Below are 24,618 nucleotides of genomic sequence, written 5' to 3' on the forward strand. Positions count from 1 at the left end.
GATGCTCAGCGTCATAGAAGCCGGCTTGCTCACCACTGTGCAAGATCTTGGCCGGGTCGGCTACCGTCATCTCGGGGTGCCGCTATGCGGCGCCCTGGACAGGCAAGCGCTGCTGCTGGCCAATCGACTGCTGGCCAATCCGGACAATGCGCCCGTACTGGAGTTCAGCACAGGACCTGTGAGCCTGGGCTTTCAGCGTGACAGCTGGATTTCACTCACAGGGGCCGATTTCGCTGCCACTATCGATGGCCAAGCCGCTTGGTGTGGCTGGCGCAGCAAGATAAACGCCGGACAGCGACTCAACTTGAGAGGCTGTCACAGGGGGATGCGTGGCTATTTGGCCGTCGATGGCGGCATTTGTGTGCCCCTGGTCATGGGCTCGGCGGCCACAGATCTTAATGCCGTCATGGGCGGCCATTTGGGGCGGGCCTTGAGTGCCGGCGACAATCTGCCCCTGGGGGAAACCGGCGCAGGTATCACGACCCGACTCGGCGCGAAACTCCCCTCCTGGTCGCCCCATGTCCGCGTGTTGACGACCCAGGAAACCCTATTCTTTACCCCAGAGTCCAGGCAAGCCTTCTGGACCCAGGCCTGGCGAGTCTCCCCCCGGAGCAATCGCATGGGCGTCAGGCTGGAGGGAAATGCGTTGCGACTCGAACAACCACTGGAGATGCTATCCCATGCCGTGATGCCAGGGGTGATCCAGGTGCCGCCATCCGGCCAGCCGATAGTCCTGTTGGCCGATGCCCAGACCACAGGGGGTTACCCTAAAATCGCCGTGGTGATCGAAGCCGATCTCTGGAAACTGGCGCAGGCCCGCCCTGGGCAAGCAGTCTATTTTCATCGAGTGACTCAGCAGGAGGCGCAGGCCGCCACGGCCCGCTGGCAGAGCTGTTTCCACCGACTCACCAGAGGCATAGATGCAAACTAAAACCCGGATAGATCTCAATGCCGACCTGGGGGAAGGCTGTGGTCAGGACGAGGCCATATTGGCCTATGTCAGTTCGGCCAGCATCGCCTGTGGCGGCCATGCCGGAGATGAGCGGAGCATGCATCTGGCGGTGCGCCTGGCATTGAAGCATGGCGTCAGCATAGGGGCCCACCCCAGCTTTCCCGACAGGAAACATTTCGGCAGGCATAAGATGCGCCTCGAGGATGACCAGCTCTTCGATACCCTGGTGGCACAAATAACTGCGCTGCAGCGGGTATGCCGCGCCGAAGGGGCGCCCATGTTTCACGTGAAACCCCACGGTGCCCTATATAATCAGGCGACTCAGGATACTCACCTCGCGCGGCTGATAGTTGCCGCCATCCAGGCGGTCGACCCAGGTTTGGCTGTCATGGGATTGGCGGGGACCGAACTCCCCAGGATGGCAGCGGCAGCGGGTCTGAGGGCGATTCATGAGGCCTTTGTCGACCGGGCCTATCTGCCAGATGGCACTTTGGTGCCCAGAGCCATGCCGGGTGCCCTGATAATTGAAGAGTCGAAGGCGCTGCACCAGGCCCTTAGGCTGGTCAAACAAGGCAAGGTCACCTGTCTCGACGGTCGGGAGATCCACCTGCATGCCGATAGCCTCTGCGTCCACGGCGATAATCCCCAAGCGCTGGCGTTGGTGCAGGCGCTGGTACTGCTGTTGGCAGACCAGGGAATTGCCATCGGGCCCATGCCCAAAAGCGGCGTAAAACCCCGGGTTAAATAGACCGCCGCAGGCATTGGCCGGCACATATCTTTGCTACACTTTGACAGTATGTGCGACAGCATTCAGGCCGGCCGTATTCATACCTTGAAGCCTGAGATAGTCCTGGGTCCCGGCGACAGGTTGTCGCCCCTATGTCCCTGGGCTGAGTCTCCAGGGCTGTTTGATTAAGGGAGTAGTCATATTTTGTATCGCAATCGCCCATTGGCTTGGTTAAAAAGCGCTGCAATAGTGAGTACCACAGGACTCACAGTGCTGCTGCTGTGGCGACTCAGCCTGTCGGAGTGGCTCGGCCGTCCCTTGTTGCATACCTACCTGCAACTGGTGCTCATTCTGCTGGCCTGCGGCGCAGGCATACTGGCGCTGATCCATTTCTACTATTACGACAAGCGAGGCTTTCTGCTGCTCCTGGGATTGGGCCTCCTGGGTACCGCCTTACTGGACGCCCACCAACTGCTGGTAAGCCTGGATGAATTCAATCTCAAACCTGAGCTGCGGCTATCACAGGCCGCAGGCCACTGGCAGGCCAGCCGCCTGCACTTTGGCGTCATGCTATTGCTCAGCTGGCTCGTCTGCCACTATGAGTCGCGCAGTCTCAAGCCCATACACGGACTCCTGTGGTTGAGTTACCCCATGATGGCCGGCCTCACTTGGCTGTTATTCAATGCCGACGTGGGTATCTCAGACTCAGGGTTCGCAGCCATGCTGATGCAGCCCGGGGAATTGAGCATACTGGTGCTGCTGGGGCTGAGTCTGTTGGGCTACCTTTACCTCACCCAAAAACCGGATCACAGAGTCGTATTCTGGCTGTCCCTGTCGATACTGGCCAACCTGATATCCCAACTCATCATGCTCCTGCATCCACAGGGAATGACCGCCGGCCTGGGGGCGGCGCAACTCTTGATAGCTGTCAGCTATTTACTCATCTGCTGTGGTCTGCTCCTGGATATGCAACACAGGTTCAAGCAGGCTCACACAGGGAAGCTGAGGCAAGAGTCCATAATAGCCTCGGCACCGGATGGGATAGTCACCCTGGATGAGCTGGGCATAATCACCGCCTGCAATAGCGCCGCCGAGCAGATTTTTGGCTATGCTGCCGCAGAGCTCACAGGCAATAACCTAACATTGCTGTTGCCGGCGGGATTGCCCCCGGCCGGACAAACGCAGGCCAAGCTGGATTGTGAAGTCGAAGCCAGGCATAAGGATGGCTCGGTGTTTCCTTTGCAACTGGCCATGGCAGAGACGGGAGATGCCTCTGCCCCGGGTTTTACCGCCATAGTCAAAAATATCAGTCAGAGGAAAGCCAGAGAACTCCAGTTAGTCCGCACCGCAGAGCGTTTGACCCAAGCCACGCGGGCCGGCGCCATCGGCCTCTGGGATTATGACCTGGTCCAGGATGCACTCACCTGGGATGAGCAGATGTACAGCATATATCGACTGACACGGGAGCAATATCCGGATGCCCACAAGGCCTGGCTCGCGGCCGTACATCCCCACGACTTGGCCGAGGCGCAGAGCATGTTGGCCGAGGCAGTCACAGGCACCGGCTACTGCATCAGCGAGTATCGCATCATCTGGCCCGACGGTGCAGTGCGCTTCATTCGGGCCGTGGGTACTGTGATATACGATGAGGCGGCGCGAGCCGAGCGTATCGTCGGGGTCAATTGGGACATTACCGAGCATAATCAGATCATGCTGGCATTGGAGCGTGCCAGACAGGAGGCGGATGCCGCCAATGCGGCAAAATCGGCTTTTCTGGCCACCATGAGTCATGAGATCCGCACCCCGATGAACGGCGTGATCAGCATGGCGGAGATATTGGCCCACAGCCCCTTGTTGCCTCAGCAGAGCGATCTGGCGCAGACGATAGAACAGTCAGCCAAGACGCTGTTGACACTCATAGATGACATTCTCGATTTCTCCAAGATAGAAGCCGGCCAACTGGAAATAGCCCTCATGCCGACCGCGGTGGAAGACTTGGTCGAGAGCCTGTGTGATTCTCTGGCAACCGTCGCCGCCGCCAAGAATGTCAGACTCAACTTGTTCATCTCGCCGCAGATACCCTCCAGAATTCTCGTCGACGACGTACGTCTGAGGCAGATCCTGTATAACCTGCTCGGGAATGCCATCAAGTTTTGCGCCAACATGCCGGACAGGGACAGCCAGGTCTGGGTGCGGGTCGAAGTCAGTGCTCCACCTCAATTGCAGCTGAATTTCACAGTCACAGACAATGGCATAGGCATGCGGCAACAAACGCTGAATAAGCTCTTCACCCCCTTCTCTCAGGCAGATGCCGCCACCACCCGCAGTTTCGGCGGCACAGGGCTGGGACTGGCCATATGCAAACGCCTGGTCCACTTGCTGCATGGCAAGATAGACGTCGACAGCACTCTGGGACAGGGCTCCAGCTTTAGGGTCGGCTTGCCATTTAACCTGGCGGCCGAGCAGCCCCGCGAGCCGCTGCCCAATATCACTGAACTGACCTGCATACTGCTCAACAGTCTCGACTATGAGAGCAAAGATCTATGCGCCTATCTGGAACATGCAGGTGCCAAGGTGCGGCTGTTCGCCGACATGGACAGGGCCACCAGCGCCGTGACCCTGTTGCGCGGCACTGTCGTCATCATTCATGGACAGGAATACCTGCCGCCGCTCCCTGTCGAGCCGGCCTGCACCCAAGCCGAGGTGCACTACCTGTTTATCGGCGCGGCAACAGAGACGGGAGACGGCAACGGTCAGGGGGAAATCGCCGCACCCAAGGGGCAGGCCTTGAGACGCAGGAGCCTGCTCAATGCGGTCGCCAAGGCCGCCGGACGGGCAACTGTCCAGCCCCACAAACCCAAGGTCAGAGTGCCGGCAGAAGTTCCCAGCAAGGCTGCGGCACAGGCGCAGGGGCGGCTGATCCTGGTGGCGGAAGACGATGAAATAAATCGCAAGGTGATACTGCAACAATTCGCCCTGCTCGGCTATGCCGGCAAGGTCGCGGCCAATGGCCTGCAAGCCCTGGAACTCTGGCGTCAGCAGCAGTTCTCTCTGGTGATCACAGATCTGCATATGCCGGAAATGGATGGCTATGCCCTGGCCAGGGCGATACGCCAGGAAGAACCCCATGGTCAACACATACCCATACTGGCACTGACGGCCAATGCATTGCGCGGCGAAGCGAGTCGCGCCATGGCCGCCGGAATGGACAGTTATCTGACCAAGCCTCTGCCACTCGCCAGGCTACGCACCGCCCTCGAGAAATGGCTACCCCAGACCGTCACTCTGGCGGCCGTCACCCTGGAGCCGGAGCCGCAATCCCAGCCCAGGGAGGCTGTGCTGGATGTCGCTGTGCTGCAGAAGCTGGTCGGCGATGACGACGACATAGTTCAGGGGTTTCTCCAGGATTATTACGACGCCCTGCAACAACACATGGCCCGGCTCAGTGCCAAACCCCCAGCCGGGATGCAGGAGTTAGCCTTTACCGCCCACAGGCTCAAGTCATCGTCGCGTGCCGTCGGGGCCCTCATCATGGCCGACAACTGCGAGCAACTGGAGCAGGCTGCCAAGCGGGGAAGCACCCAAGAGGTTGTCACGGCACTGAGGCAGCTGGAGGAAAATCAGCTGAAACTGGAAGCTGAACTCTTGCCCAGGTTGAATCGCCAGAAGGAGATGACAGTTCATGGATATACTCATCATTGACGATGATCCCTTTGCCATCAAGCTACTGCGACAGCAACTGAACCGGCTTGGATTCAAGGCGGTCACCCAGACCGAGCGCGCCGCCGATGCCCTGGTATTGATGCAGAACAACAGTCACTGTTTCGATATGATCTTCTGTGATTTACAAATGCCGGAAATGGATGGCATAGAGCTGGTACGCAACCTGGCAGAAATAGGCTCAGTCAGTCGTCTGGTGCTGGTGACTGGAGAGGACAAGCGCATACTGCAGACGGCCGAATTATTGGCCAAGGCCCATGGCCTGGCCGTGGTCGGCGCCCTCAACAAGCCGGTTTCACCTCAGCAGCTGCGCCAGGTATTTCAGCAGGACCTATGCCGGCTGACGCCTTCGGTACTGGCCGGCCACGACGGCTATCGGGCCGACAGATTGCGGCAAGCCATAGTCTGTGGAGAGCTGGAAAACTTCTATCAGCCCAAGTTGGATCTGACTAGCGGAAAACTGATGGGCGTCGAAACCTTGGTGCGCTGGCACCACCCGGAAGATGGCTTAATCTACCCGGATCAATTCATCCCCTTGGCGGAACAGTATGGCTTGATAGATGCCCTGACCCAGGTAGTGCTCAATCAGGCCTTACACCATGCCCGCCAGTGGCGTGATGCCGGCCTGAAAATCAGTGTCGCTGTCAATGTCTCCATGGCCAACCTCAGCCATGTCACCTTTCCCGATCGCGTCGTCGCGGCGGCAAACAAGGCCAGGTTTCCACTGACGGCACTGGTGCTCGAAGTCACGGAAAGCAAACTGATGAGCAACCAAAGGGTCACCCTGGACATACTGACGCGCCTCAGGCTCAAGCGGATCAACCTCTCGATAGATGATTTCGGTACCGGCCACTCTTCGCTGGTACAACTGCACGACCTGCCCTTCAATGAACTCAAGATAGACAAGGGCTTCGTGCATGGTGCCTGCCGAGACAACTCCCTCAGGGCCATATTCGAAGGCAGCCTGGAAATGGCCCGCAAGCTGGGCATGAAGACGGTGGCCGAGGGCATAGAAGACAGCGATGACTGGAATTTCTTGCTCGCCTCCAGCTGCGATACGGTACAGGGCTTCTACATTGCCAAACCCATGCGGGCCGAAGAACTGCTCGACTGGCATACCCTCTGGACTCGCAGGCTCGGCAAATAGGCTCAAGTCTTGCGGCCTGCTTTGCCCTGGCTCTTTGCCCTGACTGGCGGACCGGCATAAAAAATGGGCGCCCGCTGGGCGCCCATTTTCATCTCTTGGCAAATCAGACCCGACTAGACGTCCAGGTTGGCCACGTTCAGGGCGTTGGCTTCGATGAAGTCACGACGCGGCTCGACCTGATCGCCCATCAAACAGGTAAACAACTGATCGGCACCCACGGCGTCGTCGATTGTGACCTGCAACATGCGGCGTTGCTCGGGATCCATGGTGGTTTCCCACAGCTGCTCGGGGTTCATCTCGCCCAGCCCTTTATAACGCTGGATGTAGAGGCCGCGCTTGGCTTCGGAGATGGTCCAGTCCAGCGCTTCCAGAAAGCTGCCGACTTCTTTGACGCGCTCACCGCGCTGCACATAACCGCCCTCTTCTATCATGCCATCCAGTGCCGCTCCCAGCTTGGCCAGGCGCAGGTAATCGCTCGACTGGAAGAAGTCATAGCTGAACAGATAGTGGGTATCTATGCCGTGTTTACGGATAGTCACCTTAGGCAGGTACACCTTGCGCTCGGGATCCAATATAGGCTCGGCGGTATAGAGCACACCGCTGTTTTCCAGTTCGACCAGATCGGCAATGAAGGCATCACACCAGGCTTTCATCTTGGCTTCATCGGCCAACATCTCGTTGTCCACCATAGGGTGATACAACATGCGGTTGGTGATGTGGGTCGGGTATCTTTGCTCCAGACGGGAAATGATGGCTTCCACTTCGCGGTACTGGGTCACCAGACGCTCCAGCGGCTCGCCGGACATGCCGGGGGCACCCTGGGTTGGGTAAATGCTGGTGCCCTCCAATGCCTGAGTCGTCAGGTACTGGGTCAGTGCCGGCTCATCTTTCAGATACTGTTCCTGCTTGCCCTTCTTCACCTTGAACAGCGGCGGCTGGGCGATATACACATAGCCGCGCTCGATAAGCTCGGGCATCTGACGGAAGAAGAAGGTCAACAGCAAGGTACGAATGTGCGAGCCGTCGACGTCGGCATCCGTCATTATGATGATGTTGTGGTAACGTGTCTTGTCCGGGTTGTATTCGTCACGGCCTATGCCACAGCCAAGGGCGGTGATCAGGGTGGCGACTTCCTGGGAAGACAGCATCTTGTCGAAACGGGCCTTCTCCACGTTGAGGATCTTGCCCTTGAGCGGCAGAATCGCCTGGTTCTTACGGTTACGTCCCTGCTTGGCGCTGCCGCCAGCAGAGTCCCCTTCCACTATGTAGATTTCAGAGAGACCCGGATCTTTCTCCTGGCAATCCGCCAGCTTACCCGGCAGTCCACCCAAGTCCAAGGCGCCTTTACGACGTGTCATCTCACGGGCCTTACGGGCCGCTTCACGGGCACGGGCCGCATCGACTATCTTACCTACGATCAGCTTGGCATCGGCCGGGTTTTCCAGCAGATAGTCGTTCAGCTGTTCACCCATGGTCTGTTCGACCGCTGTTTTCACCTCGCTGGAGACCAGCTTATCCTTGGTCTGGGAACTGAATTTGGGATCCGGCACCTTGACCGAGATAACGGCGGTCAAACCTTCGCGGGCATCATCACCTGTGGCGCTGGTCTTGCCTTTCTTGTTAAAGCCTTCACGTTCCATGTAAGTGTTCAGGTTACGGGTCAAGGCACTGCGGAAGCCCGCCAAGTGAGTCCCGCCGTCACGCTGAGGAATGTTGTTGGTAAAACAGAAGATGCTTTCCTGGTAACCGTCGTTCCACTGCATGGCGACTTCGACTGTGATGCCGTCGTCACGTTCCTGCATGAAATGGAACACGTCTTTATTCACAGGCGTCTTGTTGCGGTTCAGGTAATCGACGAAGGCACTGATGCCGCCTTCGTATTTGAAGAATTCGTCCCTGTTGTCGCGCTCGTCGACCAGGCGAATGCCTACGCCCGAGTTGAGGAAAGACAGTTCACGGACCCGCTTGGCCAGAATGTCGAAATGGAATTCGAGATCTGAGAAGGTTTCCCCACTGGGCCAGAAGCGAATTTCCGTGCCCGTCTTGACCGCATCGCCAATCTCTTTGATCGGAGAGTCAGGCACACCCATGGTATAAAACTGCTCGTATACCTTACCGGCACGACGAATGGTCATTTGCAGTTTCTGCGACAGGGCGTTGACCACAGACACGCCCACACCGTGCAGACCACCTGAGACCTTATAAGAATTGTCGTCGAACTTGCCACCAGCGTGCAGTACCGTCATGATGACTTCTGCGGCGGAAACCCCTTCTTCCTCGTGGATTTCGACAGGAATACCCCGGCCGTCATCTTTTACCGAGACTGAGCCGTCCACATGGATGGTGATGGTGATATCGCTGCAGTGACCCGCCAGGGCTTCATCGATGGAGTTATCGACTACTTCGAATACCATATGATGCAGACCCGTACCATCGTCGGTGTCGCCAATATACATCCCAGGTCTCTTACGTACCGCATCAAGGCCCTTCAGTACCTTGATACTCGAAGAATCGTAACTATTCTCTGACATATTATTCTCTCAATGGTTATTCAATTACCGTCACACAACCCTGCGCCACCTGAAAAATCCTGCTGGGCGGCTTGTCTAACGAATCGACTATTGCAGCTGGCTCGATGGCAGTCACAAACACTTGTGCACCTGTATCGGCTAATTGCTTAAGCAATAGTTGCCTATGCTGTGCATCCAACTCGGATGGAAGATCATCCACCAGATAAATACTGTGCTTATCTATTTGTTGTTTTAGCAACTTTCCCTGTGCAATACGCAGTGCACAGACTAATAATTTCAACTGGCCACGGGACAGTGCATCCTGCACCGGCAAATTGCCGACCCTGAGTCGCAAGTCAGCTTTATGGGGACCGCTGACGGTATGACCCGTTGCCAGATCTCTGGGATATTGATTTTCGAGCAAGAGTGCGAAATCGGTTTTGCTGTCCCAGCCGCGGGTGAAAGAAACCTTCACATCCACCTGCGGTAAAAACTCCTCGATTATACCCTTAAGTAGCTCATTTAACGAGTCTACATATAGGTTTCGTATTTCCGTTACCCGCTCGGCATAACGGACAAATTCCCGATCCCAATATTGAATGTTAGCGTAGGCAGCACCATCCCTAAGTAACTGATTACGTTGTTTAAGTATACGCCGCACATTGACCCAGGCACCGTAGAACTCGGGATCGGCATGAAAGGCACCCCAGTCGATAAACTGCCGGCGGGATTTGGGGCCTTCGAACAACAGGGAAAAACTCTCCGGGGTGATCACCTGTATCGGCAAGGTTTCCGCCAGAGTCGACAGGCGTTTGACCTTGTCGCCGTCGATTTTCACTTCGGTTTCCCCGCTGCGAAAACGCCGCAGGCCTATCTTGCTCTCGCCCCTGGGCAGCGTCAGGGTGGCGAACAGGGTCAGCTTGTCATCCTCGTTGTTGATCACCCGCTGCGACAGGTGACTGCGAAACGAGCGCCCCATGCCGAGAAAATAGATGGCCTCCAGTATGCTGGTCTTGCCACTGCCATTCTGGCCATAGATCAAATTCAGCCCAGTGCCGGTAAGCAATTGGGCCGAAGTGATATTGCGAAAAGCTTGGATATTGAGGCGGGTCAGACTCATGCATTACTCATGTGGGGACAGGCTGGGGGTGATGCCTAGGCATCACCCCCAGCCCGAGAGCCGAATTACAACCGCATCGGCATCACCACGTACATGGAATCTTCTTCGACGTGGTTTTCGATGAGGGCACTGGAGTTACCGTCGATCAGCGTGATACGCACATCGTCGCTACGCAGGCTGTTGAGCACATCCAGCAAGTAGCTGACGTTGAAACCTATTTCCAGCGGAGCAGCGGCGTACTCCACATCTATTATCTCTTCGGCCTCTTCCTGCTCCGGATTGTTGGCGGTGATCTTCAGCAGGTTATTTTCCAGCTGAATCCGCACGCCGCGAAACTTTTCGTTCGACAGGATAGAAGCTCGGGTCAATGCCTGCTTGAGCTGATGACGGCTGGCGATCACTATCTTGTCGCCGCCCTTGGGCAACACCCGGCGATAATCTGGGAAGCGGCCATCCACCAGCTTACTGGTGAAGACGGCATTGGCCGTGGTGGCTCGAATGGCATTCTCACCTATGGCTATGCCTATATCCTGATCTTCGGCTTCCAGCAGGCGCGCCATCTCCATCACGCCCTTGCGCGGGACTATCACTTGCTTCTCTGGCAGGTTGGCATCTATGACCCTGTGGCTCATGGCCAATCTGTGGCCATCTGTGGCTATCGCCCTGAGCACATTGGCTTCGGTCTCGAACAACAGACCGTTGAGATAATAACGTACGTCCTGGTTAGCCATGGAAAACTGGGTCGAGTCTATGATCGACTTGAGTGTGCCTTGCTTGAGGCTGAATTCGATATCCGCCTGGAAAGCCTCGACATTGGGATACTCTTCCGCCGGCAGGGTCGCCAGCGAGAAACGGCTGCGGCCCGAGCGCAACAACCATTTGTTGTCCTGCTGTTCCACCTTGAGTTCACTCTGTTCCGGCAGTGACTTGACGATATCCAATAATTTCTTCGCCGGCACAGTGGTACGGCCTTCCTGCACATCGCCATGCACTGTCGCCTGACCGACCAGCTCGACCTCCAGGTCTGTGCCGGTCAACTTGAGTGAGTTATTACTCACTTCTACGAGAAGGTTTGCCAGAATGGGCAAATTATGGCGTCTTTCCACCGCACCACAGACCAACTGCAGCGGCTTTAATAGGGCGTCCCTATCAATTGAAAATTTCATAGTGTGCTGGTTCCCTGACTATACCAAACGTATTAAGAAGATAAGGTTCTAATTAAATTAGCATAATCTTCTTTAATGTCATGACTTTCCTCACGCAGCTGGGCAATTTTTCGGCAAGCATGCAGCACTGTGGTATGGTCACGACCACCAAAGGCATCGCCTATCTCAGGCAGGCTCTGGTTGGTTAATTCCTTCGACAGGGCCATAGCCACCTGCCTGGGTCTGGCGACGCTGCGTGAGCGGCGCTTGGACAGCATATCGGCCATCTTGATCTTGTAATACTCGGCGACGGTTTTCTGAATGTTGTCTATGGTGACCAACTTTTCCTGCAGCGCCAACAGATCTCTCAAGGCTTCACGGACGAAATCTATGGTGATGGGACGCCCCGTGAAGTTAGCGTTGGCTATCACCCTATTCAATGCCCCCTCCAGCTCACGCACGTTGGAGCGCAAGCGTTTGGCGATGAAGAAGGCCACCTCATCCGGCAAACTGATGCCACTCTCCAAGGCCTTGCGCATCAATATTGCTACCCGGGTTTCCAATTCCGGCGGCTCGATCGCCACCGTCAGGCCCCAGCCGAAGCGGGACTTCAATCTGTCTTCGACCCCATCTATCTCTTTCGGGTACCTGTCCGAGGTCAGGATGATCTGATGATTGCCCTCGAGCAAGGCGTTGAAGGTATGGAAGAACTCTTCCTGGGATCTGTCTTTGTTGGCGAAGAATTGAATATCATCGATAAACAGGGCATCGACGCTGCGGTAATAACGCTTGAACTCTTCGATCGCATTGTTCTGCAATGCCTTCACCATGTCCTGCACGAAACGCTCCGAGTGCATGTACACGACTTTGGCATTGGGATTGTTCTTGATGATGCCGTTGCCCACGGCATGCAACAGGTGAGTCTTACCCAGACCCGTTCCGCCATATAAAAACAGTGGGTTATAGGCACCACCCGGATTTTCGGCCACCTGCAGCGCCGCCGCCTTACCCAGCTGGTTCGATTTACCTTCAACGAAGTTATCGAACTGATAAGTAGGATTGATATTGCTGCGATGATTGGGGTTGTTGATCGGCTCGGCAACGGTATTGAAGGAGGTACCGACACTGGCCTTGGAGGTCGTTGGACTGGGGTTGCGGCTGACCGCAGGCGCCGGAGCAGGTCGGCTGGCCGAGGGACGGCTGCCAATATCGAAACGCAGCTTGGGCGCATCGCTGCCCATCTGCTCAGTAAAAAACTGATTGATGATATTGATGTATTTGTCTCTTACCCAATCGAGCACGAAGCGGTTTGGCGCATACAGCACCAGAGTATCACCATCCATTTCGGCTTGTAACGGTCTGATCCACATGCTGAACTGCTGAGCCGAAAGCTCATCCTGCAGTCGTCCGATACATTGTTGCCAAAGTGAAACCGCCACTTAATTATCCCCAAAAAGATCATTCCAAAGGAGGAGTATTCTATAGCGAGAACTCAATGATCGCTATCCTTAAAATAGATTTATCCCCAGCGAGATCATTTGATGTGGATATCCCGGATCCACAGGGATCCATTTAGATCCTTTTATCCTGTATTAAGCGCAAATCCCGCTTTATTAAGCGATCCGGATTGATCTATAATGGCGGTCTTACGATCCCAATCAAGATCCGCTGAACTACTAGATGTAGTGTCGATACACAGAGTTATCCACATCTTCTGGTGTCTATGGCAGTCTGGTTCGGTAAGACTAAAGGCAGAAAAGAATCACTGACCGGCTTTCGTTGTTGACGGCATCCATTAAAGTGATTACAATTCGGCCTCTTTTTTGCCCTTACCTCTAATTTCAGAGATAAGGAATGTTCACTAACACAAAGACGGATTGCCATCATGAGTAAACGTACTTTTCAACCTAGCAACCTGAAGCGCAAGCGTTCTCACGGCTTCCGCGCTCGTATGGCCACTGTAGGCGGCCGTAAGGTGCTTGCACGTCGTCGTGCGAAAGGTCGCGCTCGTTTATCTGCTTAAGTAGATAACTAGGTGACTAGCTATACCTTTACGCGGGAGTTACGTTTGTTAACTCCCGCGCAATTTAAATCTGTATTCTCCAATCCAGTCAAAGCATCTTCTGCTGAAATTACCCTGCTTGCCATACCTAACACGGAAAATCATCCGCGTCTGGGGCTTACTGTTGCCAAACGTTACGTAAAACGTGCCAATCAACGCAACCGTATCAAGCGTGTCATCAGAGACAGTTTCCGTTTACATCAACACAATATACCCGCGCTCGATATTGTGGTGCTGGTCAGAAATGGCGTATTGGAGATGGAAAATGCTGAACTCAAAAAACTGATAGAAAAGCTATGGCGCAAACTCAGTCGCCGCTACAATGGCTAGCCACCACGTTAATTCGTGGCTATCAAATCTTCATCAGTCCCTTGTTGGGGCCCCGCTGCCGCTTCAATCCCAGCTGCTCCCATTACGCCATAGATGCAATTAAAGTGCATGGAACGGCGAAAGGTTGTTGGTTTGCATTGAAACGCATATTAAAATGTCACCCTTTACATCCCGGCGGTAGTGATCCCGTCCCCCCTAAAAACGACAGGTGTAATAAATAGGCTATGGAATCTCAACGCAATATATTGCTCATAGGACTACTGGTTGTCAGCTTCTTGCTGTGGCAACAGTGGCAGGCAGACAAAGCTCCTCAACCATTGGCAGCCCAATCGACACAGGTTGCTTCGCCCACATCCAACACCCTTAATACAGATGTGCCAGAAGCCGATGCAGGTGTGCCCGCAGTGGTGAGTGCTTCGACAGACCTGATCACTGTGAAGACAGATCAGCTGGATGTGAAAATCAATCCTGTTGGCGGTGACATAGTCTATGCGGCGCTGGTTGCGCATAAGATGGAACTCGACAAAGACCAACCTTTCGTGTTGCTCGAACAGACCAAAGACTTCACCTATATCGCCCAGAGTGGTTTGATTGGCCGTGACGGTATCGACAGCAGTGCCAAGGGCCGCGCCCATTTCAGTGCCCAAAACACCGAATACCAGCTGGCAGCAGATCAAGACAGCCTGGAGGTGCCACTGACCTATGTGGCAGCCAATGGCGTGACTTACACCAAGGTGTTTGTCTTCCACCGCGGCAAGTTCAACGTAGATGTTGGCTATAAGATCAACAACACCACAGACAGCCAGCTGCAGGTGCAGATGTACGGTCAGATTAAACAGACCATACAGAAATCCAAAAGCAGCATGATGATGCCGACTTACCGTGGCGGTGCCTTCTCAACGGCGGATATTCGCTATGAGAAGTACAAATTTGATGACATGGCAGATAAAAACCTCAACCAACCTACCCTGGGTGGTTGGGCCGCCATGTTGCAGCACTACTTCGTTTCCGCCTGGATACCTCAGGCCAACGACAAGAACACCATATTCACCAGCATCAGCGCCGGTGGCTTGGCCAACATAGGCTTCCGTGGTTCTGTGTACGACATAGCCCCCGGCAGCACTCAGGAAATCGACTCCCAGTTTTATGTCGGTCCCAAGGATCAGAAGGCATTATCGGCTATTTCAGAATCGCTGAACCTGGTGGTCGATTATGGTTTCCTCTGGTGGTTGGCAGTACCTATCTATAAGTTACTCACCTTCTTCCAGTCTTTGGTCTCCAACTGGGGGGTGGCAATCATACTCATCACCCTGACGGTGCGTGGCATGCTGTTCCCGCTGACCAAGGCGCAGTACACCTCCATGGCCAAGATGCGCAATCTGCAGCCCAAAATCGCCGATCTGAAAGAAAGATTCGGTGATGACAAGCAGAAGATGGGTCAGGCTATGATGGAGCTGTACAAGAAGGAGAAGGTTAACCCCATGGGCGGCTGTCTGCCCATGCTGCTGCAGATGCCTATCTTCATCGCGCTCTACTGGGTATTGCTGGAAAGCTTCGAGCTGCGTCATGCCCCCTTCATCTTGTGGATCCACGACTTGTCGGTACAGGACCCTTACTACATATTGCCGCTGTTGATGGGCTTATCCATGTTCGTCATGCAGAAGATGCAGCCTATGGCACCGACCATGGATCCCATGCAGGCCAAGATGATGCAGTGGATGCCGGTACTCTTTACCGTGTTCTTCCTCTGGTTCCCTGCAGGCTTGGTCTTGTACTGGCTCATGGGTAACCTGGTGGCCATCACCCAGCAGAAGATTATTTATGCAGGTCTGGCCAAAAAAGGCTTAAAATAAGCCTGGCTCAGCACTTTGCTAAGACATAATGAACAAAGGCGGCTACTAAGCCGCCTTTTCCTTTATTAGATAGACAGTTTGGCAGGAAATCCAGTGACAACAGAGACAAGATTTACGACCGACACCATAGTCGCCCAAGCCACGGCGCCGGGACGAGGCGGCGTCGGCATCATACGTATCTCGGGCGACAAAGCCAGCGAAGTGGCCATGGCCGTGCTGGGACACCTGCCAAAGACCCGCTACGCCGACTATTGCGACTTCAAGAACAAAGATGGCCAGGTAATAGATCAAGGCATAGCCCTGTTCTTCAAGGGCCCCAACTCTTTCACCGGCGAGGACGTACTCGAGCTGCAGGGTCATGGCGGCCAGGTGGTGCTCGACATGTTGATCAAGCGGGTGTTGCAGGTAGGAGGTGTGCGCATAGCCAAGCCGGGGGAATTCAGCGAGCAGGCCTTCATGAACGACAAACTGGATTTGACCCAGGCCGAAGCCATAGCAGATCTCATAGATGCCACCAGCGAACAGGCCGCCAAGAGCGCCCTGCACTCACTCCAGGGCGAGTTCTCCAACGAGGTCCACCAGCTGGTGGAGCAAGTCACCAACCTGCGCCTGTACGTCGAGGCGGCCATAGACTTTCCCGATGAAGAAGTCGATTTCCTCTCCGACGGCAAGATTGCCAACGCCCTGTATCGCATCATAGCCAAACTGGACGAGGTACAGGCCAGTGCCAAGCAAGGCGCCATCATTCGCGAAGGCATGAAGGTCGTCATCGCCGGCCGTCCCAACGCAGGCAAGTCCAGCCTGCTCAACGCCCTGGCTGGCAAGGAATCGGCGATTGTCACCGAAATAGCAGGTACCACCCGCGACGTGCTGCGGGAACACATACACCTGGATGGCATGCCGCTGCACATAATAGACACGGCCGGGCTGCGTGACACGGCCGATACCGTAGAGCAGATAGGCATAGAGCGCGCCTGGGCCGAAATAAACAGCGCGGATCGCGTGCTCTTCATGGTCGATGGCACCACCACAAATGCCGTCGATCCCCATGATATCTGGCCGGACTTCATAGATCGCCTGCCATCCAAGCTCGGGGTGACTGTGGTGCGCAACAAGGCGGATCTCACAGGCGAAACCTTGGATATCACAGAAGAACAAGGCCATAGCGTCTACCGCATCTCGGCCAAGACGGGACTCGGAGTCGAAGCACTCAAACAGCACTTGAAGAGTCTGATGGGCTACCAGAGCAACCTTGAGGGTGGCTTCATCGCCCGCAGACGCCACCTGGAGGCCCTGGATCTCGCCGCCAGTCACCTGCTGATAGGCAAGGAGCAACTGGAAGTCTACCTCGCAGGTGAGCTGCTGGCAGAAGAGCTGCGCATGTGTCAGCTGGCCTTGTCTGAAATCACAGGTCAGTTCACCTCGGACGACTTGCTGGGCAAGATCTTCAGTTCCTTCTGTATCGGCAAGTAATAGGCAAAAAGCCTCTGCAGAGCATAGATAACATGGCCCTGTGCTCATTCGGGTGAGCACAGAGCCATTTTTCAGGGCGGTTCCAATTCCGGGATCCATGGCGTTACTTGCCAGGTTTTACAGCATTTGCTGAATGATGACCCCCAACCCGGAACGCCTCTGGGTAAGCCAGGCCTTTACCAGTCGAGCGGAAGAAGATGTTTATTCATCTGCCGGATATGATTATAATTTGATTATCATAGTGACAGAGAGAAGATAACAGTGGAAAGCAAGACTGCCCGTTTTACCGTGTTGATGGATCCCCGTAAAAAGCAGGCTTTCGAAAGGCTATGTGCTTCCCAAGACTTAACACCGTCGCAGGTCGTCAGGCAATTGATCCGGGAATACCTTGAGCAACACAATGTCAGCTATAGCGAAGAAGCTGTTAACAATCCCCAGGTGAAGCGCTAACCCATCATTCCCCTTGGGGGCTCTGCCCGGCAGAGGCTCGAATGGGATCACTTATCGCCATCTGCTGCGCAGGCGCCGCCTCACTCATTTCTCCCACGCCGGCTTGCGCTGCAACCAATGCCGCATCGAACACCTTGAAATTGTGCTCATGGCCAATCAATTCCAGGATGCCGGCTCTTCTCAATTTTACCGTAACCCGTTCATTCGCACCGGATAGCATGACTCTTACCCCACGCCTCTGCAGATCCCGAATCACTTCCTCCAAGGTCTGCAACCCTGTGACATCTATGAAGGGCACCCACTTCAAACGAATGATCAGAATATGCGGATCGGCATGGGTACCGGCCAGGGCGCGCTCGAAATTCTCAACCGCGCCAAAGAAGAATGGCCCCTCCACAGTGAAAACCAATACCCCGGGCGGCAAACGTATCAGCCCCTTATGGGCAAATTCTTGTGTCAGTTCTTGCTCTGTCGCTTGTCTCACTTCGACACTGGTCGCCATGCGTCGCAGAAAGTGAAAGCTAGCCAAAATGACGCCTATATTGACCGCCACCACAAGATCGGCAAAAACAGTCAACCCAAAGGTAATCAACAAGATAACTACGTCAGCCCTGGGAGCGCGCCGTACCATTTTAGCGAAGTGTTTCGCCTCGCTCATATTCCAGGCCACGACAAACAGAATGGCGGCCAATGTGGCGAGAGGTATATGCACGGCCAAGGGGGCCAGCAGCAATAAAATCACCAACAGCGTGATCGAATGCACTATGCCAGCCAGCGGACTTGTGCCACCGTTACGGATATTGGTGGCGGTGCGGGCAATGGCCCCGGTTGCAGCGAAGCCGCCAAACAAGGGGGCGACAATATTCGCCAGCCCCTGGCCGATCAGCTCCTGATTGGAGTCATGACGTGTGCCCGCCATGCCATCGGCGACGACCGCAGATAACAATGACTCTATGGCCCCCAGCATAGCTATGGTAAATGCCGGCCCTATCAGTTCGATTATGTGCTCCAGACTCACAGAAGGAAGTGCCAATTCAGGCAAGCCCCGAGGTATCCCACCGAAGGCAGTCCCTATGGTCCTGACCCCATCGAAGTGAAACACAACTTGGAGCAGTGTGACCAGGATAAGTGCGACAAGCGGACCTGGAACCCGCTTGAGACCAGGCACTCTGGGGCCATAGATCACCAATCCCAGCGAGAATAACGCCAACACACTTGTCATGGGATGGAGTTGCGGAAGGACCTGCAGAAGATGGAACAATTTGATGTGAAAGTGTTCTCCCTGGATCTCCGGCAAGCCGAAAAAATACTGCCATTGGCCAACCCAGATGATCACCCCTATTCCGGCGGTAAAGCCCACTATCACAGGATCGGGAATAAATTTGATGACGGCGCCCATCTTGGCCAGGCCCAGTAATAACAGCATGATCCCCGCCATGAAAGTGGCGATCTGCAGCCCTTCGATACCATACTGTGCCGTGATCCCGGACAATACCACGATAAAGGCTCCGGTTGGTCCGGCGATCTGCAGTCGGCTGCCACCAAACACTGAGACAAAAAAACCCGCGACTATCGCCGTATACAGGCCTTGCTCCGGCTTGGCACCCGATGCTATGGCGAAAGCCATGGCCAATGGCAAGGCGACAACCCCAACAATCACACCCGAGACCAGGTTGCCCATCCAGTGTTGTCGTCTGAGTAAGCCGGCCTTGTAGGCTTCTTTAAGCGCTATCATTATTAGTCCCAAAGGGTGAAAATGGCGTGATAATAGAATTGTAATGGCCTTATAATAGTAAGGCAATGTAGGCGCAGATGGATGTCATTTTCAAGACATTGTTATGACCTACTTTATATGTATTTTTAAATAGAGATGAGCAACTATGAACAATACCCTTCCTCCTTGCCCTCAATGCGAATCGGCTTACACCTATGAAGATGGCAACCTGTTAGTCTGTCCTGAGTGCGGACATGAATGGACCCCAGGTGCCGAGCCGGAAGACACAGACGAATTTATCGTTAAAGATGCAAACGGCAATATCCTGCAAGACGGCGACTCAGTTACTCTGATTAAGGACTTGAAAGTTAAAGGTTCTTCTACCGTTGCTAAAGTTGGTACTAAGGTGAAAATCAACCGTCTCGTCGATGGCGATCACAATATCGACTGCAAAATAGAAGGTATAGGTGCGATGATGCTGAAGTCGGAATTTGTTAAAAAAGCATAATCACCCCGACTCAAGAGCAAGTACCCGCTCTGCAAAGAACAGCGACAGCGCTTGAGCCGCGAACGGACTCCGTAACCACCTGGGGTCTGTTCGGCCAAGCGCTGCTTCTATATCGGCTCCACCTCCCAAACCACTCCCCAAGCAGCCAGCCTTTAATCCTGGCCCCCATAACTGCGGCCTATCCGCCAGCAAACAGGCAATTGGCTCTGGATGAAAGCCCCTGGGTAAAAGCCCCTGGGTAAAAGCCTCTGGGTGAAAGCCTCTGGGTGAAAGCCTCTGGGTGAAAGCGATCAATTCCTTCCTATTCAAAGATAACTCGCCAAGCTGCAGCCAGGCTCAACACTCAAAGCCTAGACACTCACTGCGAGTGCAGATTTGCAACCAACCTCATAGTGACTGCTGGGCTTTTCCCTTATGATTAACCCATACAAGCGGCTCAGTGTCTTCCCTGGCTTAAGCCCATTACACAGACATTTAACTCTAAGGTTGAGTATTAGCATGGCAAAGATAGATATTTTAGTTGGCACTACCCTGGGAAGTGCCGAGTATGTGGCCGATGAAATGGCGGCAGAATTGACGAATGCCGGCCACCATGTGGTCGTGCATTTGGCGGCCGAGCTGTCCGAATTAGACAGAGAAGCGCTCTGGCTCATAGTGTCGTCCACCCATGGTGCCGGCGATTTGCCGGACAATATTCAACCCTTTTGCGATGAGCTGACCACAGAGCAGGTCGATCTGAGCGGACTAAAATTCGCCTTATGCGCCATAGGAGACTCCAGCTATGACACTTTCTGCCAGGGGCCGGATAAGTTGATAGCGGCACTCGAACATTGTGGCGCCAAATCCTATGTGGATAAGATCCAGATCGATGTGCAGTATGATCCCATCCCCGAAGAGCCCGCCTTGACTTGGTTAGCCGGTTGGCAAAACGATCTTCAGCCATAGAGATCCTGTTGCAAGCTGCGATCGCCCCACAGATTAGATCCATCTTATCCACATTTTTGTATTTTTAGCTGTAAAAGTGTGGATAAGCTATTATTTTATCCCCTGATAACTCTGTATTGATCCACTCCGGATCTGCTCAAAGATCCCCCTTGTGGATAACCAAGGGATCTGTCCCCATCTTATTTGGAGTTTGATCGCCAATAGATCACAGGTTTGAGTTTCTGCTACCTCATGATTTTAAAAGAGTTATAGGCTTACACACAGATAATGGCGATCCTAATAGTAAACATAATAAAAGGATCTATATAAAGATCTTAAGATCTATTAGTCCGGATCCATCCCGATCGAACAGAGCAAAATGATCATTCACCTAGTCGAAAGCAAATGCTAAAATGATCGGCTCGTACAGAATGTTTCTTTTCCAATCTTAAGGTAGTGTCATGCATTTTCATGAACGGTTTGATGTAATTGTTGTAGGTGGTGGTCATGCCGGGACGGAAGCCGCATTAGCTGCTGCAAGAATGGGATCCAAGACCCTGCTGCTGACTCACAATATCGATACCCTGGGACAAATGTCTTGCAACCCAGCGATCGGCGGCATAGGCAAAGGACATTTAGTCAAAGAAATTGATGCACTTGGCGGTGCAATGGCGATAGCAACTGACTTCGCCGGCATTCAATTCCGTACCCTGAATTCAAGCAAGGGCCCGGCGGTACGAGCCACCCGTGCCCAAGCCGACAGAGCCCTTTATCGTCAAAAAATTCAAAACATACTGCAAAACCAAAAAAACCTCCGTATTTTCCAACAGGCAGTTGATGACTTAGTTGTTGAAAATAACAGAGTAATTGGTGTGGTGACCCAGATGGGACTTGCCTTCGAAGCACCGGCAGTCGTGCTGACAGCCGGGACCTTCCTGGGCGGCAAGATCCATATAGGCCTGGAAAATTACAGCGGTGGCCGAGCTGGAGATCCACCGGCGATCGCCCTGGCACATAGACTGCGTGAACTGCCTATTCGTGTCGGTCGCTTGAAAACAGGTACCCCTCCCAGAATCAATGCCAATAGCATAGATTTCAGTCAAATGGCTGAACAGAAAGGCGATTCACCCTTGCCTGTGATGTCATTTATCGGAGATGTCAGCCAGCATCCACAGCAAATATCCTGCTATATCACTCATACCAATGAGCGCACACACGAGATCATCCGTGGTGGTCTGGACAGGAGTCCCATGTATTCTGGGGTTATCGAAGGCATAGGCCCGAGATATTGCCCATCGATCGAAGATAAGATCCATCGCTTCGCCGACAAGGCATCGCATCAGATCTTCATCGAACCCGAAGGCTTGAGCACCAACGAGATCTACCCCAATGGCATCTCAACCAGCTTGCCATTCGATGTGCAGCTGAATCTGGTTCGTTCTATCCAGGGCATGGAAAATGCGGAAATCGTCCGCCCCGGTTACGCGATCGAATATGATTATTTCGATCCAAGGGATCTTAAAAACTCTTTGGAAACCAAGACAATCGCCGGGCTCTTCTTCGCAGGACAGATCAACGGCACCACAGGTTACGAAGAAGCCGGTGCCCAGGGGCTGCTGGCCGGCATGAATGCCTCGCTGCAGGTACAGGGCAAAGACGCCTGGAGCCCACGCAGGGATCAGGCGTATCTTGGGGTCTTGGTCGACGATCTTTCTACCCTTGGCACTAAAGAACCTTACCGCATGTTCACCAGCCGTGCCGAATACCGTTTGCTGTTGCGTGAAGACAATGCGGATCTGCGTTTGACCGAGAAAGGCCGCGAGCTGGGCCTGGTGGACGATGAGCGTTGGGCTAAGTTCAGTGCCAAAATGGAGTCGATCGAAACTGAGTTGCAGCGACTGCGCAGTCAGTGGGTGCATCCAAATTCTCCGTTGATCGAGGCCCTGAATCCCGAGCTGAATACGCCCATCTCCCGTGAGGCCTCCTTCGAGGAGTTATTGCGTCGCCCCGAGATGGATTACAGCAAGCTCATGGGCATAGAAGGCTTCGGTCCTGGACTCGAAGATCCCCGCGCCGCGGAGCAGGTACAGATCCAGGTTAAATATTCGGGTTATATCCATAGGCAACAGGAAGAGATCAACAAGGCGGTGCGCAACGAGAATACCGGTTTGCCCTTGAGCCTGGATTACCAGGAGGTCCCTGGCCTGTCGAATGAAGTGATCGCCAAGCTGAACAACCATAAACCTGAAACCATAGGCCAGGCTTCACGGATTTCCGGAGTTACGCCGGCAGCTATTTCAATCTTGCTGGTTCACCTGAAAAAACGCGGCCTGTTGCGTAAAAGCGCCTGAAACCAGGTTTAAACGCCTTCAGGGTTAAGAAGGGAAGCTTTCAGGCTTCCCTTCGTCTTTCCCGGGCTTCATAATATCGACCGGATCTATTTACGAGGGTAATCAGTGTTAGCTGCCCAATTAGCGACATATTTAGCTGAAATACAACTGCCGGCAACACCTGAGCAGCAGAAACAACTTGTTGATTTTGTTAATATGCTTAACAAATGGAACAAGGCGTACAACCTGACTTCGGTGCGGGACCCGCAAGCCATGCTGATCCGCCATGTGATGGATAGCCTGGTGGTGTCCCCCTATCTGGATGGCCAGCGTTTCATCGATGTCGGCACCGGCCCTGGCTTGCCTGGGATCCCCTTGGCTATCATGAATCCGGATAAGGAATTTGTGCTGCTCGACAGTTTGGGAAAACGCATACGTTTCCAGAAGCAGGTGCAATTCGAGCTGGGCGTTAAGAACATTACTTCGGTGGAAAGCCGGGTCGAAGCCTACGAAGACGAACAGGGTTTCGATGGTGTCTTGAGCAGGGCCTTTGCCTCAGTTGCCGATATGCTCAATTGGTGTCGGCATTTGCCGGCCCCTGATGGCTGTTTCTATGCGCTCAAGGGGCAACTCAATCCGGAGGAACTGACTCAGATCCCTGCGGGATTCGTGCTCAAGCAAGTGATAGAACTCAAGGTGCCTGAACTCGATGAGCAGCGCCATTTACTTAAAATAGTCGAAGAATAACAGCTCCCGGCCAGGGATCAGGTTGCAATCCCAAGCTTCATGACGCAACTTGGTACAGATACCTTGAGTATCGGGCAATCAAGCATAGTTTACATACAGGATGATATTGTGGGTAAAGTAATTGCCGTGGCTAACCAGAAAGGTGGCGTAGGAAAAACAACAACATGTGTCAATTTGGCGGCCTCGTTGGCGGCGACTAAGCGACGTGTGTTAGTGATAGATCTCGATCCCCAAGGCAACGCGACCATGGGCAGTGGTGTCGATAAGTATCAGGTAGAAAACACGGCTTATGAATTATTGGTCGAAGAGAAACCTTTCGCCGACGTCGTGATCCAGGATACCACAGGGAAATATGATCTGATCGCCGGCAATGGCGATGTCACCGCCGTCGAAATCAAGCTGATGGAGTTCTTCGCCCGCGAGGTGCGGCTGCGTAACGCCCTGGCGCCCATCAAGGATGATTACGATTTTATCTTCATAGATTGCCCTCCCTCCCTCAACATGTTGACCGTCAATGCCATGTCGGCCGCCGACTCAGTACTGGTGCCCATGCAGTGCGAATATTATGCCCTGGAAGGACTGACGGCCTTGATCGACACCATCACCAAGCTGGCGGCCATGGTCAATCCAGGTCTGGGGATCGAAGGGATACTGCGTACCATGTACGATCCCCGCAACCGTTTGGCCAACGATGTGTCTGATCAGCTTAAACAGCATTTTGGCGACAAGGTGTATCGTACCGTGATCCCGAGAAACATACGTTTGGCCGAAGCGCCCAGTTTCGGTGCCCCGGCCATGTACTACGATAAGTCCAGCGCGGGTGCCAAGGCCTACCTGGCGCTGGCAGGGGAAATCATTCGGCGCTCGGAACAACAAACCCAGGCCAAGTTGGCGTAAGGATTAATA

General features: G+C 54.1%; 20 protein-coding genes. 15 read left to right on the forward strand and 5 right to left on the reverse strand.

Annotated features, from left to right (window positions below; translation table 11 throughout):
* Position 1: 1 nt before the first annotated feature.
* From LZP73_RS18015 to LZP73_RS18030, 4 genes are all read left to right on the forward strand, one after another.
* Positions 2-931: a biotin-dependent carboxyltransferase family protein gene (locus LZP73_RS18015; RefSeq protein WP_234236328.1), complete on the forward strand. Its 930-nt coding sequence runs from the start codon at positions 2-4 to the stop codon at positions 929-931.
* Positions 921-1,700: a 5-oxoprolinase subunit PxpA gene (pxpA, locus tag LZP73_RS18020; protein ID WP_234236329.1), complete on the forward strand. Its 780-nt coding sequence runs from the start codon at positions 921-923 to the stop codon at positions 1,698-1,700. The genes LZP73_RS18015 and pxpA overlap by 11 nt, the downstream gene beginning before the upstream one ends.
* Before the next feature lie 228 nt (positions 1,701-1,928).
* Positions 1,929-5,381: an ATP-binding protein gene (locus tag LZP73_RS18025; RefSeq protein ID WP_234236330.1), complete on the forward strand. Its 3,453-nt coding sequence runs from the start codon at positions 1,929-1,931 to the stop codon at positions 5,379-5,381.
* Complete coding sequence (locus tag LZP73_RS18030) at positions 5,362-6,546, forward strand: EAL domain-containing response regulator (protein ID WP_234236331.1); 1,185 nt, start codon at positions 5,362-5,364, stop codon at positions 6,544-6,546. The genes LZP73_RS18025 and LZP73_RS18030 overlap by 20 nt, the downstream gene beginning before the upstream one ends.
* A gap of 113 nt (positions 6,547-6,659) precedes the next feature.
* Here LZP73_RS18030 and gyrB read toward each other — a convergent pair whose 3' ends face one another.
* From gyrB to dnaA, 4 genes are all read right to left on the reverse strand, one after another.
* Positions 6,660-9,077 (reverse strand): DNA topoisomerase (ATP-hydrolyzing) subunit B, encoded by a 2,418-nt coding sequence (gyrB, locus tag LZP73_RS18035; RefSeq protein WP_234236332.1) that lies wholly within the window; start codon positions 9,075-9,077, stop codon positions 6,660-6,662.
* Positions 9,078-9,093: 16 nt separating this feature from the next.
* Positions 9,094-10,176, reverse strand: coding sequence for a DNA replication/repair protein RecF (gene recF, locus LZP73_RS18040; protein ID WP_234236333.1), 1,083 nt, complete (start codon positions 10,174-10,176; stop codon positions 9,094-9,096).
* 65 nt (positions 10,177-10,241) lie between these two features.
* Positions 10,242-11,342, reverse strand: a complete 1,101-nt coding sequence (dnaN, locus tag LZP73_RS18045; RefSeq protein WP_234236334.1) for a DNA polymerase III subunit beta — start codon at positions 11,340-11,342, stop codon at positions 10,242-10,244.
* Between the two features lie 32 nt (positions 11,343-11,374).
* The gene (gene dnaA, locus LZP73_RS18050) at positions 11,375-12,760 is read right to left on the reverse strand and encodes a chromosomal replication initiator protein DnaA (RefSeq protein WP_234236335.1); all 1,386 of its coding nucleotides are present in this window, start codon (positions 12,758-12,760) and stop codon (positions 11,375-11,377) included.
* 446 nt (positions 12,761-13,206) lie between these two features.
* On the opposite strand from dnaA, the gene rpmH reads away from it, so the two are divergent.
* From rpmH to LZP73_RS18080, 6 genes are all read left to right on the forward strand, one after another.
* A complete protein-coding gene (rpmH, locus tag LZP73_RS18055) occupies positions 13,207-13,344 on the forward strand; it encodes a 50S ribosomal protein L34 (RefSeq protein WP_006083827.1) in 138 nt (45 codons plus the stop codon).
* Between the two features lie 12 nt (positions 13,345-13,356).
* Entirely contained in the window at positions 13,357-13,713 is a 357-nt protein-coding gene (rnpA, locus tag LZP73_RS18060) for a ribonuclease P protein component (protein WP_234236336.1), read from the forward strand.
* On the forward strand, positions 13,680-13,934 hold the full coding sequence (yidD, locus tag LZP73_RS18065; protein ID WP_169565524.1) for a membrane protein insertion efficiency factor YidD: 255 nt from the start codon (positions 13,680-13,682) through the stop codon (positions 13,932-13,934). Before rnpA ends, yidD begins: the two co-directional genes overlap by 34 nt.
* Positions 13,935-13,937: 3 nt before the next feature.
* Positions 13,938-15,566: a membrane protein insertase YidC gene (gene yidC, locus LZP73_RS18070; protein ID WP_234236337.1), complete on the forward strand. Its 1,629-nt coding sequence runs from the start codon at positions 13,938-13,940 to the stop codon at positions 15,564-15,566.
* Positions 15,567-15,659: 93 nt separating this feature from the next.
* On the forward strand, positions 15,660-17,039 hold the full coding sequence (mnmE, locus tag LZP73_RS18075) for a tRNA uridine-5-carboxymethylaminomethyl(34) synthesis GTPase MnmE (protein ID WP_234236338.1): 1,380 nt from the start codon (positions 15,660-15,662) through the stop codon (positions 17,037-17,039).
* 261 nt (positions 17,040-17,300) lie between these two features.
* Positions 17,301-17,489: a ribbon-helix-helix domain-containing protein gene (locus LZP73_RS18080; protein WP_234236339.1), complete on the forward strand. Its 189-nt coding sequence runs from the start codon at positions 17,301-17,303 to the stop codon at positions 17,487-17,489.
* Positions 17,490-17,493: 4 nt separating this feature from the next.
* Here LZP73_RS18080 and LZP73_RS18085 read toward each other — a convergent pair whose 3' ends face one another.
* Positions 17,494-19,224, reverse strand: coding sequence for a SulP family inorganic anion transporter (locus tag LZP73_RS18085; protein WP_234236340.1), 1,731 nt, complete (start codon positions 19,222-19,224; stop codon positions 17,494-17,496).
* A 145-nt stretch (positions 19,225-19,369) separates the two neighbouring features.
* On the opposite strand from LZP73_RS18085, the gene LZP73_RS18090 reads away from it, so the two are divergent.
* The 5 genes from LZP73_RS18090 (at position 19,370) to LZP73_RS18110 (ending at position 24,609) form a co-directional block, all read left to right on the forward strand.
* Positions 19,370-19,711: a zinc ribbon domain-containing protein YjdM gene (locus LZP73_RS18090; protein ID WP_234236341.1), complete on the forward strand. Its 342-nt coding sequence runs from the start codon at positions 19,370-19,372 to the stop codon at positions 19,709-19,711.
* 498 nt (positions 19,712-20,209) lie between these two features.
* Complete coding sequence (gene mioC / locus LZP73_RS18095) at positions 20,210-20,656, forward strand: FMN-binding protein MioC (protein WP_234236342.1); 447 nt, start codon at positions 20,210-20,212, stop codon at positions 20,654-20,656.
* Between the two features lie 440 nt (positions 20,657-21,096).
* Positions 21,097-22,986: a tRNA uridine-5-carboxymethylaminomethyl(34) synthesis enzyme MnmG gene (gene mnmG / locus LZP73_RS18100; protein WP_234236343.1), complete on the forward strand. Its 1,890-nt coding sequence runs from the start codon at positions 21,097-21,099 to the stop codon at positions 22,984-22,986.
* A gap of 105 nt (positions 22,987-23,091) precedes the next feature.
* Complete coding sequence (gene rsmG, locus LZP73_RS18105; protein WP_234236344.1) at positions 23,092-23,712, forward strand: 16S rRNA (guanine(527)-N(7))-methyltransferase RsmG; 621 nt, start codon at positions 23,092-23,094, stop codon at positions 23,710-23,712.
* Between the two features lie 108 nt (positions 23,713-23,820).
* Complete coding sequence (locus LZP73_RS18110; RefSeq protein ID WP_234236345.1) at positions 23,821-24,609, forward strand: ParA family protein; 789 nt, start codon at positions 23,821-23,823, stop codon at positions 24,607-24,609.
* Positions 24,610-24,618 lie beyond the last annotated feature (9 nt).

Origin of the sequence: Shewanella sp. AS16, assembly GCF_021412365.1 — a bacterium.
Lineage (GTDB): Bacteria > Pseudomonadota > Gammaproteobacteria > Enterobacterales > Shewanellaceae > Shewanella > Shewanella salipaludis.